Source organism: Marinomonas polaris DSM 16579 (genome assembly GCF_900129155.1).
GTDB lineage: Bacteria > Pseudomonadota > Gammaproteobacteria > Pseudomonadales > Marinomonadaceae > Marinomonas > Marinomonas polaris.
In genome coordinates this window covers 383,244-400,483 of the sequence record NZ_FQVF01000002.1, presented here as the reverse complement: position 1 = coordinate 400,483, position 17,240 = coordinate 383,244, and the positions used below count along the sequence as shown (strand labels likewise).

At 46.5% G+C, this 17,240-nt stretch carries 3 protein-coding genes; all 3 read right to left on the bottom strand.

The genetic code is table 11. The features are described 5' to 3' along the window. Window positions 1-33: 33 nt before the first annotated feature. Genes BUA59_RS01725 through BUA59_RS23540 form a run of 3 tightly spaced genes read right to left on the bottom strand, consistent with a single transcriptional unit; the run spans window position 34 to window position 17,163 of the window. On the bottom strand, window positions 34-2,145 hold the full coding sequence (locus BUA59_RS01725) for a site-2 protease family protein (protein ID WP_072837984.1): 2,112 nt from the start codon (window positions 2,143-2,145) through the stop codon (window positions 34-36). Then, complete coding sequence (locus tag BUA59_RS01720) at window positions 2,146-3,486, bottom strand: efflux RND transporter periplasmic adaptor subunit (protein ID WP_072837983.1); 1,341 nt, start codon at window positions 3,484-3,486, stop codon at window positions 2,146-2,148. A 3-nt stretch (window positions 3,487-3,489) separates the two neighbouring features. Further along, complete coding sequence (locus BUA59_RS23540; RefSeq protein ID WP_072837982.1) at window positions 3,490-17,163, bottom strand: cadherin domain-containing protein; 13,674 nt, start codon at window positions 17,161-17,163, stop codon at window positions 3,490-3,492. Window positions 17,164-17,240 lie beyond the last annotated feature (77 nt).

Below are 17,240 nucleotides of genomic sequence, written 5' to 3'. Positions count from 1 at the left end.
ACTAAATACGTTAAAATAATCTCTAGGTTGCGACTAAAAGCCTGACTCTCTAATAAACACACCGTAGATACGTCGTAAACCATCTATCAGTAAACTATGGGGCTCAATAGCTAAGTTAACCTTACCAAATTGCTGCCGCATCAATGGCACTTCGCCAATCAATTTCAGCTGCACTTCATAAGTCGCCTCTTCAGGAATTAATTGATCATCTAACTTCTGGGTCGCAATTGCACCGCCATAAGTAGATCCAAGACCTGGATAATTGAGACTCTTAATGGCAGTAGGTAACACTTTGTCTATGAGAAGTTGCGCAGACAATATCTCACCATCGTTACCAATAAAATCTACCTTACTGCCTTCTTTCAATAGCGGCACGATACGCCCTTCAATATAGGCTTTGACCACTAAACTTTCATCATCATACAAGGTTGCTAAAGGAGATTGACCATTTACATAATCACCTTCTGTTAGCGGTAACCATTCGCCAATATAACCATCGTAAGGTGCTTTGATCGCTAGTTTTTCTCGACGTTCAAGTAAAGATTGAAGGCGAGACTGCTCCCGTGACAATTGCGTTTGTAAAGTAAATACTGAGTCTAATTCGACTGCCCCAGAGCTTGCCCGTTGCCAACGAGTTTGCAACGCATCGAGCTTAATCTGCGTTAATCGAATTTGCTGCTCTACATCGGGTGATTCTAATAAAATCAGTAATTGTCCTCTTTTAACCTTTTCGTTTGGAGTCACTTGCCACGAAACAACTCGACTCGATTCACTAGGATAAAAAGTCTGATGTCGCTCAAATGTAGCAACAGCAGGCGCACTTATTTGGCTTTTCCAAGGTAAAACTAATGCAGCCAAAGCCAATAAAAAAAACAATAAAGTCATTACACTAGTACGGTTTAACGACATTTTTTCTCTCAAACTCACCCAAACCTTCATTTCTTTAAAAATAGGAAGCAGTACAAACCAAATAATTTCCACCAAAAAAAGTACAATACCTAATATCTTGAACGCAAAATAATAAACTAAGGCAGCGATACCCAAAAACAAAAAGAATCGATAAATCCATGTACTCCAAGCATAAGCGACCATCAGCAGGCATTTTTTGCGATTAAGCGGTTCAGGAGGCAAAAAACCAAAACCAAATAATCGCTCACGCAAAAACCACTTACCCACTAAAAAAGATCGTGGCTGTAAATTCTCCATTCCTAAAAAATCGGATAATGCATAATAACCATCAAAGCGCATAAATGGGCTCGTGTTGATCAACAACGACGATATCCAACTGGTAGTGGCAATAAAAAACAACACACTCCTAAAGCCACCATCAGGAACGATCCCCCACAAAAAAGTAGCAACACAGGCGATATAAATTTCAACTTTCACTCCTGCCATCACAATACTCAAGCGCTGAAACCGCGACCTTAATCGCCAAGCATCCGTCGTATCTGTGTACAAAATCGGCGTCATCAATAAAAAAGCTATTCCCATTGAACTCACCCGACAGCCATAGCGCTTGGCAACGAAGGCATGGCCTAATTCGTGGGCTGTTTTAACAAAAATCAATGCCGCAATGTAATAAAAAATAGCCGACATACTAAACAGATTCTGAAAAGTGTGGGTAAAGGTGTCCCACTGCTTCAACACTACCACCAAGCCTATACAGCCCAACACAAGCGCGACTCTATCCAAACGTAGTCTGAACAACTGTTTTATAAAAGGATAAAAACGCGTCAATAGTAAATCGGGACGAATAAGAGGGATTTTGATGAACAAATAGTTATGTAAAAGCCAAAGCAAAACATGTTTTTTTTGTTTAGCTGCCTCTCCGCGAAGGCGAGTTACATCATTTTCAGATTGAGCCTCTAAAAGATGGTTACCTTCCAAGAAGCGTAAAAAATATTCTAGTTCAACTTCTTCAACATCAATTCCTCGCACCTCAATTCGAGAAAGTAATTCTACAGAGCTGCTTACATGACGCCATTCTCGAAATAAATAAAAAGCAGTACGAGACAAGTAAAAGAACTTATTACTGACTGGATCAAAAATTTGCCAGCGAGGCTCTCCATCTTCATCAGGTGGCGCCACTAATAAAGACAAGTTCTGACGTAATTTTGGCAGCTGTGCATTCAGGTCAATAGGCATCTAAATACCTAAATGTTGACGGACAAAGGTAATGGGACGACGTAATAAATAATAAGCCAAAGAGACTTTTTCACCATACAGTTTTGCCGTACCACGCAAGCCAATACGAGGAGGAAGAGCTTCATGCTGAATGTCAGCCACAATACGATAAGCAATGACTTGATCAGGTGTCAAACTCGGCTCAAAAGAAGAATAATCCAAGCTAAAGGGGATAGGGTTTAGAGGATCAGTATCTAAGTAAAACGTGACATCATTACCATTTGTTAAAGAAATAGCATCGGCAACAGGGAGCATTATTTGCAACTGCACTTTCGATGGATCCGCTATGGATAAAATACGCTCTCCCACAACAACTGGGCGGCCCTTCCATTTTTCAGGATCATCCAGTATTGCAATACCTGACTTCTTCGCAAGAATCTGAGTTTGAGATAGCTTAGTTTTCAAATAATCGCGCTCAATAGTTTTCAACTCGACTTGAGATTCCAACTCAGCCAATTCAGATTTTTTCCTGCGATCCACATAACCAGCTTGTTCAGCAGTTCTTAGTTCCGCCTGAGTTCTTTCTAACTCTCGCTGGGCTACATCAAAAGCCCCTTGAAATTCAGTCCTATCCATTTGCACGAGAGGCTGATCAATGACAACTTGATCTCCAGGCTTTACTAACACCTCACGAACCGCACCAGCAATCGCCGAGGTAACCAAAAGAGATTCTTTTGCAATGATTTCTGCAGGTGCTAAAACTGTCAACCGAACTGGAACCAATCCAAGCAAAACGATGACAATAAGGGCGCCAAGCCTCACTTTCTTAGAATTTAATCCACTTAACCATGCTCGCCAACCAGAACGTTGAGTAAACAGTTGCATTGCATGAGCGTAACTCGATGCTAGATGTTGCAAGAGCCCTATTTCTTTCTCTGTCCATGGTTCGGACTTAGCTAATAAAAGCACACCTACTCGTTGAGTAGGTTTAGCAGGTATAAGCAAAGGCAACCACAACATATAAGGCGGAGAGAACTCACTAAGATCATTGAGCAACTCAGCGGGCCAACTCTTAGTATCTATGGTATGTGCTTTATCACCTATCTTTGAAGCACTTACAAAAGCAGAAACTTGCTCAAGCCAAGCACTAAAGGGTGTAGATCGATCGACAAGAGAAAGATCACTCACCGCTTTTAATTTCAATTTTTCCAATTCATTACCAGACAAAAACATTGCTTGCTGGTAAGGCACCAAGGTTCGCGTCATATTCACCATAATAAAGCTCAGATCCGTCGAGGTTTCACAACGACGAACCTGCTGCTCTATTTGCAGTAACTGCGCAACTGATTGATCAATAGACATAAATTACGACGCTAACAACTTTATCAAATCATTTCCATATTCATCAAACTGTTCAGCCGCAATAGCTAATTGCTCATCTAATGGCACAAAGATAGCACCATTAGCTTGAGCAGCTGACTCTGTAAGTTCATTTTGAACAGGGGCTGGCAAATTCTCAAGATCAACTTCAATTTCTAAAACACGAATATTACCTTCTGCATCCGTAGCATTGATCTTAAGAGTAATCTTACCTTGCCCAGCCGGCGGAATCATAGTCACCTCGCCAGTCGATGGGTTTACTTCCACCCAACTTGGTAAACTCGAACCGTCCGACAAAGTAGCACTATAACTTGCAGCTGCTCCAGTATCAGCCAAGGAAATAGACACTCGATCAGTTTGAGTAATTAGGCTAGCAACAGTTAACCCAGTAACATTTGATGATTGGCCCGCGATTTCCGAGACTCGAACTTGACCATTAGCTCCGACATCAACAGACACTCGTGACTCAGAGACTATCGCTCCATTAGATGTATTTGCAGCATTACTATCTACAGGAACAACAGATTCAACCAACTGAGCATTATCAACACCCTCAGCTGCCTCTCCAGCAAAACCAGTAGCACCAGCTGAAGTTTCGATTATACCTGAAGGTAACACATCGACACCTTGACTAATTTCTGGTGCTGAAAACTCTGTATTATCGACTTCTTGTTGTGGTGAAGGGGGCGCGATTGCATTAGCCTCAACTGGCGGAGTTACTGGCGATGGTCTCAAAGTCAAAGTTACAGGAACCTTAACCTGAGCACCATTAGGATCAGTTGCTACGACTTGCAGCGTATTTACACCCTCAAAGCCACCTGTAGGTGTCCCTGAAATAGTATGTGTTAGCGCATTAAACACCATACCCGTTGGTAAATTTTCGACACTCCAAACCAGCTTACTCGTTTCGCCATTATCCAAATCGGTGAACAAATCAGAAGGTAAAGTCACTGGGTTAAACACTTGGCTAGACGTTCCTGTCATTGCAACCACAATACCAGACGCAATTGGAGCATCATTCGCCCCAGTGATGTTGAATACAGCACTAGTGCTCTTAGTCGCATTGCCATCCGTAACTTGAATCGTAAAACTATCAGTAACAGACTGTCCTACCACCAAAGTTTGAGTGTCACTATCGTTGTTGTTCAGGACATAACTCACCACATCAGTCGATACTGTTAATGTCGCTGTACCATAAGTGCCGATTCTTAAATAAGTAGCGCCATTATCTAAAGTAGTCCAGCCATTATTAGTTAAATACGTAGAGTCATAACTAACGCTACCAACCGTATCAACATCTCCTTTAGTGAGGGTAATAGAGGAACTATTAGTACCAGCTGCAGCATTATTCACTCCACCTGCTTCCACTAGGATAGCCGTTTCTGCCCCCGCACTCACCGTTGGCGTGTTGTCGTTCAGGTCATTGACACTCACGATCACCGCTTGCGTGGTACTCAAACTACCAGAATTGAAGTTGCCGGCACCGTTGTCGGTTGCCACAACATTAAAGCTGTAGCTGGACTTGGTTTCATAATCCGCTGAGGCTTTCAGTGTTACCACACCAGTAGTCGCATCGATGATTAACTTATCAGCATCATCTCCAGACAAACTGTAGCGCAATGTATTATTCGTCGCGGTACCATCAGCATCGGTACCTGTGGCCGTGTAAATCACGGTCGAGGTATCGGCATTTTCATCAACGCTGCCTGTCGCACCTGACGTCATCACCGGCGTATTGTCGTTCAAGTCATTGACGCTGACGGTCACCGCTTGCGTTGTACTCAGACTGCCTGAATTGAAGTTGCCGGCACCGTTGTCGGTTGCCACAACATTAAAGCTGTAGCTGGTTTTGGTTTCATAATCCGCTGAGGCTTTCAGTGTCACCTCACCAGTGGTCGCATCGATGATTAACTTATCAGCATCATCTCCAGACAAACTGTAGCGCAAGGTATTATTCGTCGCGGTGCCATCTGCATCGGTACCTGTGGCCGTGTAAATCACGGTCGAGGTATCGGCATTTTCATCCACGCTGCCTGTCGCACCTGACGTCATCACCGGTGTGTTGTCGTTCAAGTCATTGACGCTGACGGTCACCGCTTGCGTTGTACTCAGACTGCCTGAATTGAAGTTGCCGGCACCGTTGTCGGTTGCCATAACATTAAAGCTGTAGCTGGTTTGAGTTTCATAATCCGCTGAGGCTTTCAGTGTCACCTCACCAGTGGTCGCATCGATGATTAACTTATCAGCATCATCTCCAGACAAACTGTAGCGCAAGGTATTATTCGTCGCAGAGCCATCTGCATCGGTACCTGTGGCCGTGTAGATTACCGTACTGGTGTCAGCATTCTCATTGACACTGCCCGCCGCACCAGAAGTCATCACCGGCGTATTGTCGTTCAAGTCATTGACGCTGACGGTCACCGCTTGCGTTGTACTCAGACTGCCTGAATTGAAGTTGCCGGCACCGTTGTCGGTTGCCACAACATTAAAGCTGTAGCTGGTTTGAGTTTCATAATCCGCTGAGGCTTTCAGTGTCACCTCACCAGTGGTCGCATCGATGATTAACTTATCAGCATCATCTCCAGACAAACTGTAGCGCAAGGTATTATTCGTCGCAGAGCCGTCCGCATCGGTTGCTGTTGCCGTGTAGATTACCGTACTGGTGTCAGCATTCTCATTGACACTGCCCGTCGCACCGGAAGTCATCACCGGCGTATTGTCGTTCAAGTCATTGACGCTGACGATCACCGCTTGCGTGGTACTCAAACTGCCTGAATTGAAGTTGCCGGCACCGTTATCCGTTGCCACAACATTAAAGCTGTAGCTGGTTTGAGTTTCATAATCCGCTGAGGCTTTCAGTGTCACCTCACCAGACACCGCATCAATATTCAATTTATCCGAGTCAGTGCCAGTCAAGCTGTAACGCAGCGTATTATTCGCCGCTGTACCATCTCCATCAGTACCTGCTACCGTATAAATCACCGTATTGGTAGCAGCGTTTTCGTCCACATTGCCAGTCACACCAGAGGTAATCACTGGTGTGTTGTCGTTCAAGTCATTGACGCTCACGATCACAGCTTGCGTTGTACTCAGACTGCCTGAATTGAAGTTGCCGGCACCGTTGTCGGTTGCCATAACATTAAAGCTGTAGCTGGTTTGAGTTTCATAATCCGCTGAGGCTTTCAGTGTCACCACACCAGTGGTCGCATCGATGATTAACTTATCAGCATCATCTCCTGACAAACTGTAGCGCAAGGTGTTATTCGTCGCGGTGCCATCTGCATCAGTACCTGTGGCCGTGTAAATCACGGTCGAGGTATCGGCATTTTCATCCACACTGCCTGTCGCACCTGACGTAATCACTGGTGTGTTGTCGTTCAAGTCATTGACGCTCACCGTCACGGCTTGCGTGGTACTCAAACTACCAGAGTTGAAATTACCCGCACCGTTGTCTGTGGCGATCACATTAAAACTGTAGCTGGTTTGAGTTTCATAATCAGCTGAGGCTTTCAGTGTCACCTCACCAGACACCGCATCAATATTCAATTTATCCGAGTCAGTGCCTGTCAAGCTATAACGCAGCGTATTATTCGTCGCGGTACCGTCTGCATCCGAAGCCACTGAGGTGTAGATCACGGTACCAATTGCCGCATTTTCATTGACTGCGCCAGTGGCACCAGAGACAAAGCTTGGCGTGTTGTCATTCACATCGGTAATTGACAGAGTAACGTCTTGTTCAGTGCTGCGCATACCATCGGACGCAATCACGGTAAAGTTATAGGACGACTTGGTTTCGTAGTCCGCCGCTGCTTTCAGCTTCACTTCGCCAGTCGTTGAATCAATAGTGAAGGCGCTGTGATCACCCGTCGCTTTTAAGATGTAAGTCACGCTGTTATGGGCTGAAGTGCCGTCGGCATCGGTGGCATTTGCATCGTATACAACCGTTGTCGCCGCCGTATTTTCAGCCAAAGTCGCTGTTTCCGCAGAGCTAAACACAGGCGCATTGTCGTTGATATCATTAATAGAGATAGTGACTGCCGCTGCGCTAGAAGCTTGCCCTACTGCATCAGTTGCCACGATATTCAGTGTATAAGAGGTCTCAGTTTCATAATCAATCGCTGCAGCACCCACGCTGGTAAGCGTCACGACACCATTATTGTCAATCGCAAAGTAGCCATTGTCGTTACCCGATTGAATCGAGAACTGACTTACTCCGTTCGTATCTGTCGCTTTAACTTGGCCGATAACGGTATCAGCCACCATACCTTCATCAAGATTAAAAGCTTGAGAGGCCGTCACAACAGGGGCGGTATTATCAATCGTTAATGTATCGCCAGAGGTAAATCCAGCCCCGATGGCGTTACTCACTGTATCAGTAATGCCCGTACCAGAAGCGTTAAGGTCAAGACGAAGGCTACCATCACCACTGATGTTATTCACGGTGACCTGATAAGTACGACCTGAGCCTGTTATTGAAGCAACAGTACCTGTTGCACCACCAGACAAGCTAAAGTCGCTAACATCGACACCGGTTACGGCCTCGTTAAAGGTTACTGTATAGGTTGCACTGTCTGCGGTGGTTAACACAGCACCATCTCGGTTAATCGCAACAACACTTGGACCTGTATTATCTATAGTAACCTGTTGTCCAGTCACACCAGCGCTTATCGCATTGCCCGCCGTATCAGTAATCCCTGTTCCAGAATCTTTTAAATTTACTCCCAAAGTGCCATCACTACTCACACCACTTACCGTCACGGTATAAACCGAATCCGACACTTGCGTCACACTAGTGATAGAGCCATCAGCGGCGGTGCCAGTCAATACAAAATCAGCTGCATCCACTCCACTCACGGCTTCACTGAATACCGCAGTAAAGGTGGCCGCACTGCCGTTTTGATTTTCGGCGCCCGTGCGAACAATCGCCACACCCGCTGGTGCCGTGGTGTCGATGATAAAGGTTTCGCTGTCTCCCGCCGCCAAAGCATTACCAGAGGTATCGGTAATATCAGAGGTATTCAATGTAAGCACATAAATACCAGCAACGGCGGTAACACTGGATAAATCTATGGAATAAGCACTGCCACTTCCGGCGACCACTAAACCACTGATGTCAACAGCCGTGCCATCTTTCATTAAGCTAAAATCGCTAATGTCGATATTAACCACTTGCTCACTAAAATTAATCGCCACTGTGCTCGCATTAGGCTGAGTTGGTGAAGTTACATCAACAATAGCCACGGTTGGCGCGGTAGTGTCTACCGTACCCGTGGTAAAGTTATAACTTGTTGTGTCGCTTACTGCCGCCAGAGCATTATTTGAACTGTCAGTTAACACCCCCGCCGTTATTTGAATGGCATACTGATTGGTCGCCATCAGATTATTCGTTGGGTTGATGGTCAATTTATTACCCACAATCGAAAGTTGCCCATTGTGATTATTCACATCAATGGTCAAACTATTCGCACCGTTGCCTGTAATGTCATACAAGGTAATAGTGCCTGAGCTGCCTAACTGAACACCTTCATCAAATGTTACCTGAATTGAATCCGCGACCGACACCCCAGTGGCATTGTCTACAGGTACCACCTCACTAATAGTCGGTGCAATATCATCACTTACCGTAATGCTGAACGATTTCTCAAATGTAGCGTCACCATCATTCACCTGCACACGAATGTTATAAATGCCTGCTGGTACGTCAGCACGGTTGGTCGCACGTAAATCATTACCGTCGATAGTAAATTTAGCATTGTCCGTATCGCCTGAACCCGACACCAAGGCGTAAGTGAAGCTTTCACCTGTATCCGCATCAGTGGCAGAGAAGCTACCGACCACTACATTAGTGGCACCTTCAGAATGGCCGTATGTCGTATCACTCAACGCAATATCGGTTGGCGCATCGTTAATAGAGGTACTCACTACCGTAGTAGTATTATCTGTGCCGTTAGTGGTGCCATCGTTTACCGTAATAGTGAACGTGGTAGACTCGGTTAAGCCTACTGCGACACGATTTTCTGCTGGATCAAACACCAAGGCACGCAACGCCGCCTGAGCCGAGGCCAAAGTCGTCGACGTTAGGGTATAAGAACCACTACCTGCATCGGTAAAACCAGATGATGTCAACGACGCGGAAGTAAACGTACCTTTGACGGCACTATCTAAGGCCACCGTAATAGAAACGTTATCATTATCGGCATCGGTCAAGGTCACATTCGAAAAAGGTGAAAGCGTTGCAGTATCATTCACCGCTTGACTGGCCGCTGCACCAGAAACGTTAGGGGCGGAGTTAGTGACAGCAGCATCACCTTGAACGACTTCAAAAAGTAAATCATAGTCTGTTTGAATTCCACCAGAATCGCTCGCAAATAATCCACCACCTGCATAAGTATTGGTATGATAATAAAACTGAACAGGATCGGCATTACCAAATACAAAAGTGTAACGATTACCTGCCGTAATATTAACCAACTCACTTAAACTTATTGTCTCCCAGTCTGTAAAATCAGTGGCCAAATGAGATAATTCTGAAGCAGATACTGTTTGAGAATGTAAAAGTGCTCCTCCAACGCCCTCACCAGAGTAAACTGATAATGTGACATCGGATTCTGCCGCTGTATTTACAAGCAGATTAATACTAGACAAGACACCCGTTTTTGTTGCAGTAAAGGACTGTCCCCATACTCCTGTCGTACCATAAGTATTGGCTGATGAAATACCTGGGCTATTACTTATTGTTTCATCAGCCAAGACACTGGAGTAGCTCTCGCTCGATAACATGGTTGTTTCAACACTCCCAGCCGACCTTTCCAGCTCCCAATCCCCACCAAGCACCGCAGAACCAGTCAAATCATCAGAAGCCGCGATATCAGCCCCTGTTACTTGGGCAAATTGATTGATAAAAGCCATACCCGTGTCGCCTTGGGCGACGTTACAGCCGTAGAGCAAGATGTCGCCACTATCGCTTAGGGCGTTGCCCCAAGCGGCGTAAGTAGCCGAATTTTGTGTGATAGCATCCGCTGAAACCGTTTCTGCGCCGAGGTAGATTTCGCCTACACCGCCGTGAGACAGAATGTGTAACGCATCCAAATCACTGTAATTAGAAAGGATTTCGGTGATTTGCTCGGTGGCAGAACGTGAACCATCCAATAACCAAATATCCGCTTCTGGATTCGCTTGCTTGGTCACCTCGACTAAACCCGGTACACGGGAGTCAATAATAATAACTTGTTTGGCATCCGCTAACGATTGCTCAAGCAAGGTGCCTTCGCGGTTCAAGTCTACAATAGCGTCGAGCTGCGCTTGGCTTAACGCGCCTTCATTCAGCAAGGTACCCGCGATGGTATAACTGTCGCCTGAAGTAAACTGTACATTCGACGCTTGGTTTAACGCGTCGGAAGCTGAGCCAGTAAAACTCAAGCCGACTGTTTGGCCGATGGTGCCATTGACACCACTAACCGTAACTTTGAACACCTTACCATCAGCACTTGAAACATTGCTCACGCCAGTATTGGTTGCGCTGCCTGTCACACTGAAATCACTGGTTTCAATTCCAGTGACGGTTTCACTCATAACAACAGTGAAAACTACATCGGTAGCGGTATTTGCTTCAACCTGATTAACCATGCCACGACTGATAGACGTTACAGTCGGCAAGGTATTATCGATAGTATAAGATTCGTCCGTTGCCGGTTCTGTCCCAGCCAACGCATTACCAGCTATGTCTGTAATGTTTTGGCCAGAATTGAAGTTCAAGCCAAGGGCACCATCACCGACAATATTACTAACAGTGACGGTATAAGAAGAACCCGAACCCGATACGGCTGAAATAGCGCCGGTTACATCACCAGAAATTTCAAAATCATCCATGCTGACATTGGTAACGGCTTCACTAAAGGTCACATCAAAGGTCACCGAATCTGCCGTACTTAAAGCGGTATTCGTCGTGATAATCGCGGTAGCAGTCGGTGCGGTGTTTTCAATAGTGTAGGTTTCTAATAACGCACTAGGTGTCGTTGCAGTTAACGCATTACCCGCAATATCATTTACTGTCGCCGCAGACTTAAGCTGTACGCCCAAAGTGCCATCACCATCGACGCCAGAAATAGTAACCACAAAGCCATTGCCGGTACCAGTTACGCTGCTAATATTTGCACCGTTGGTCGCCGTTCCGGTTAGTTCGAAATCATCAATACCCAAACCTGTTACGGTTTCGCTAAACACCGCGATAAACTGTACGGAGTCGGCATTAGTCGTGGCACTGTCTACGCGGTTTATTGAGATTAGCGTCGGTGCTACCGTATCAACGGTGTAGGCCTCATCGTCCGCCGGTTCCGAGGTGGCTAAATTGTTACCAGCTAGGTCTTTGACTGCATGGCCAGAGGCCAGATTCAAACCAAGTGATCCCACACCAGAAACGCCCGTGACATTAACCGTAATGCTATTCGTACCCGAGCCCGAGATAAAACCAATGGCGCCAGCTACTGAGCCAGTTGTCGCCAGTACAAAGTCCGCCGCTGTGACATCCACCGCCTCATTAAACGTTAAGGTAAAACTTGTCGTCGAACCAGTAACCACCGCATCGCTGGTGCGCTGAATCGACAAGAAAGACGGAGCGGCTGAGTCCATCACACCTGTGGTGAAGTTCAACGTGGCGTTGTCACTGATCCCCGCATACGTATTCCCAGCGGTGTCGCGTACTGCATTGCCGTCCACTCGAATGGCGTATGTAGTGGCCTCCTCCAAATCGTTGGTCGGGTTTAGCGTCAAGGTATTACCGGAGTACGTCAGATTGCCTCCATTCAGAACATCAAACGTCTCAACCGTTACACCAGTGGTGACATTGACTAACGTAATCGTGTCGTAGCCTTTAGTAATATCTTCATCAAAAGTCAGGATAATGTCGCCGCTTTGTGTCACTTGTACAGCATCATCAACTGGAGATGAGCTAGACAATATCGGACCAGCGGTATCAATCGTGATTGTTAAACCAGACGAAGCCAAACTAACGTTGCCTGCAGCATCGGTCACCTTAGTGGTTAAGGTATGGGTTCCAACAGATAATGCACTGCTGGTAATTGTCCAGTTGCCAGAACCATCCGCGATGGTGGTACCCAAAGAAGTCGTGTCATCGGTATCATAGAGTGTCACCGTCGCATTGGCTTCGGCAGTACCCGTAATCGTCGGCGTATTGTCATTGGTAATATTGTCGGTACTGGATGAGCCAGTATCTGAGTCACTTGATAAATCAACCGTTGGCGCATCAGGCGCTGTAGTGTCAATCACTATGGCCTTATTGGCCGCTAATGAGCCACTAGCGCTGAGTGTTGGCAGGGTCAAAATGGCATCGTTAGTGCCATCCTTGATGGACCCATCACTCAGTACCAAAGCAGCCGTGCTGAGATAGTCCAAATCCGCACTGGTATCGCCATCTTGAACCGTGTAGTTAAAGGTGAGTGTATTGGTGCCACTACCGCTGACGTAAGTCGCTGCGCGGTCAGTAGTACCCGTTTCCAAGGTAAGTTGCGGTGTGCCGTTAGTGGTATCAACAGTCACCGCCTTGCTAAAGGTAACGGTAATTTCAATAGTATCACCGACTTTGTAGTAACCATCGTCGGTCGTTGCCGAGACGCCTGTCACACTCGCGATGGTTGGACCTGTCAGTAGGAAATCATTACCTGTGCTACCGACGTAGGACGTCGCTAAATCAACATCGTTAAATGTCTTAGCGGCACCTTCAGTGAGGCTAGAAAAATTACCAGTAATCGCATCTGAACCATCGTTGCTAAGCAATTCAAAACTCTGCGCTTCTGCAGCCGCTGGTACAACATAGTCACCAGATAACGTCAGCTGAGCATTGTTTAACTCAACGGAACCATTCACCACAATTTTATCGTAATTGCTGGCACCGCTTAATGTGGCAGACAAGGTACTGTCCTCGTCCAAAAACAGATTACCATTGATCGTTAGTGTGCCAGTATTCGCAGCAACACCTGCCGACAAAGTAGCACCAGCATTTACCGTTACCGCGCTATTGATGGTACCAGAGCCTTCAAGTGTGCCAGCGTTTACAGTGACAACACCTGCTCCCGAACCATTCATAGTACCCGTGACCGATAACGTACCGCCACTAAGGGTGGTTGCGCCAGTGTAGGTATTGTTACCTGATAAGGTCAGAGTACCACTACCTATCTTAACCAAGCTAAGCGCATCCGAACGTTCCGACATCACACCGGAAAAGGTGGTCGAGCTATTGTCTCCACCAACAGTCAAGGTGCCGCCACTGGCAACAATACTGCCCGCGCCAGCAATAGAACCCACAGTTTCAGACACTGAAGCATCTAATTCAAAAGTTGCACCCGATGAAACTGTCAACGCACTGGTGTCGGCAATCGCACTGCCACCTGATGCAACTAAAGTACCCGTCGATACAGTAGTAGCGCCAGTGTAGGTATTGGTGCCGGATAGGGTAAATATACCGCTGCCCGTTTTAGTGATGCCGCTGGTGTTTGTGGACGAGATCACTCCGGAGAAAGTGGTGTCTGTATTGTTGCCCCCCATAGTCAACCGGTATCCAAGCACAACGTTTCCAGCGCCAGCCAGTGAGCCAATAGTCTCATTTCCGCCACTCAGGGTAAGTGTGGCGGCGCTGGCCAAGGTCACCGCACTGGTATCTGCGATGTTACTGCCACCTACCAGTGTCAATCCACCAAAAGAAACCGTGGTCGAGCCAGTATAGGTATTGACGCCGCTCAATGTGAGAATGCCTGAACCGGATTTGGTCACAGTACCCGTACCGCTGATTACTTTGGAATATTCTCCCGCCGTACTTTGATTGAATTCCACCGCCGCGTTGTTAACAATGTTTCCTGTCAAGCTTGAGGTAGTGCCGGTCAAGGTACCCGCAGAAACAGTCGTTGTACCTGTGTAAGTATTCGTGCCAGATAGAGTCAATGACCCCGTATCGACCTTCTCCATAGCACCCGAGCCAGAAAGTATGCCAGACAAAATCACACTATTGGCATTACTGATTAAACCGCCGTTCAATACGAAGTCGTTTGTTATAGTGCCGGAACCTGTGAGCTGCAAGCCTTTGGTTAGCATCACTGCACCGGTACCAAGATTAGTCCCGTCGGCCACGATGACGTTGGCACCGTCGGCGCTGCCAGCAATGTAAAAGCCGCCAGAAAAGCTGTTGCTTCCGCTTAGTGTCAATACGCGGCCACCGCCCTTAGTCAAGGCACCCGAACCAGTAATATTACCACTGACAGTCGCGTCAGCAGAACCCGTCACCTGGATAGTCCCACCGCTGCTGCCAAGCGTAATATCATGGGTAATAATATCTGATGCACTCTGAAGATAGAGCGTACCGCCATTCAAAGTCAGCTCGCCTGAGCCGAGATTGGCGTCCGACGAAATAATCAGATTGCCCGCCGTGATCGTGGTGGCTAGTGAAGAACCGCTGTTGGTCCCAGCCAGCGTCAGAGATTGGCTGCCCGCTTTGGTAAGGGTGTACCCGCTGCCCGAAACCGTGTTATTGAGAGTGAGTCTGCCATCGGTCTGGATGGTCGAGTTACCAGTTAGCGTCACAGAGTTAGCTAAACTGGTAATCTCGGTCACCTTAAAAGTGGTTGCGTCAGATAAACTGATAGCACCGCTGCCGATATTCCTGACAGAACCAATAGCAAGCGTACCAGCCGACACGGTGGTGGCAAAGGAGGAACTACCGTTAGCATTTGAGGTAAGGTTTAAGGTACCGGCCCCCGATTTTATCAACATATTAGATCCAGCTAACTTGCTAGATACCGTTAATACATCGCTGGTTCCATTGGTAAATGTGACGTTTCCTCCGAGGGATAAGGTGCCGTTAGAAATGGTCAACGCACTCATAGCGTCGGTATCAAAGGTGACGCCTGACGCAACAGTCAACGTACCACCATTCATATTCACGGTTGAACCAGATGCCAGATCGAATGCCACCGTCTGGTTAGCAGAGGCGTAATGCAATGCCTCCACCAATGACAAACCACCACCATCGGCGAGGTCTTCCGTGTAGTTAGAGAAGGTTAAATTATCACCCGTATTATCACCTGTGGTCACAGTAGGTGTATTGACAACATCATAGATTGAATTATTTGTACCTGTTGGCGTGGTGGCAGTCAGAGCGTTGCCTGCGGTATCGGTGATATTTTGCCCACTCGCAAAAGACAGCGTCACAGTAGAATTTAACGCAACTAAGTCTCCACCAGAAACCGTCACATCATAAGTATTACCACCTGCACTTGACACATTGGTGACAGTGGCCGTCGTACCACTCACATTAAAGTCGGTGGTATCTATACCACTAACCGCTTCATCAAATGTTACCCGATACACCACACTATCCGCATTAGTGGTCGAACCTGAAGGAGTTTGTCGAACGATGGAGGTAACAGTGGGTGCAGTGGTATCACTAGCCGCAGTGATATTCGTTAACACAACCGAGTCAAAGTCTACTACGACACCTAATGAATCTGAAGATGTCATGGTGATATTCGAAACACCTTGAAATCCAGCACTACTTAGATCAATAGTAACCGTTTGATCAGAACTTATAGTTGATGTGGTAAAAGCTGCTCCGTCATTAGGGGTAAACGTAAAAGTAGCATCGGCATTAGCGTTATAAATTTTGATGGAGGTAAAATCGAAGACCTTACCACTTATCGTAAACTCAAGCTGACTAGTAAATTGGGAACCGGTATAAGTTGAAATTGAATTGCTACCATCCACATAAGTGGTGGTCTGTGTGCTATCCCCAAAGTTTTCTGTTGCAACTACCGTCAACGTTTCACCATCTTTGGTCTGTGTCACTGTTTTGCTCCCAACACCCGAAACACCTGACTCAAACCCAAAGGTAACGTTTGCCAACGTGCCTTGATAATTCACATCCTGTAATGCGGCCACATCAATCTGGCCTATACTTTTCTCAAGCACCCAATCCCCACCTTTACCCGCCGCGCCAGTCAAATCATCAGAAGCCGTCACATCTGCTTTCGTGGTTTGTGCAAGCGCTTCAATAAAATCTTGCCCTTCTCCGCTGGCGACTTCACAACCATAAAGCAGTAAATCACCGTCTTCATTGAGCGCTGCGCCTAATTGGGCTAAATCAGCAGAGCGAGTTTTGACGGTAATATTATCTAGACTAAATCCCCCTAAATTGACCTGCCCTTCGGCACCATGGCTAATTACATGAATGGCATCATAATCACGGTGAGTTTTTGCCCACTCTGCCATTTGCGCTAAACCATCTTGAGTGGAATCAAGCAATACCACTTCTACGCCAGCATTGACTCCGTCTATTAAGCTTTGATAATCAGCGACGTTGCTTTCAATAAACACCACTTCTTTTTTACCATTATTTAAGCTTGGGTCTACCGCCCTTACTTCAGTGGGGGCAACAACAAAAGAGGTATCTGAACCCTGATGGCTATTGTCTGTTTGCGAAGCATCATGAAGCTGCGAATCGGTCAGCACATCTATCGCGGTGGCAACCGCAGCACCATCCAACAACAAACGCGGCTCTAAAGCAGTAATTAGCGGCTTACGCGCCTGTTTTTTATTGCCTAGAGAGTAATGACCTGACGCTTTTTTGCCTGATTTGTTGGAATATTGCTTTTTCATGATCACCACCTCTATGGGTATATTTTTAGCAACTCATGTATTGTTGCTAAAATTCATTCAATCTATTGTTAAACGCT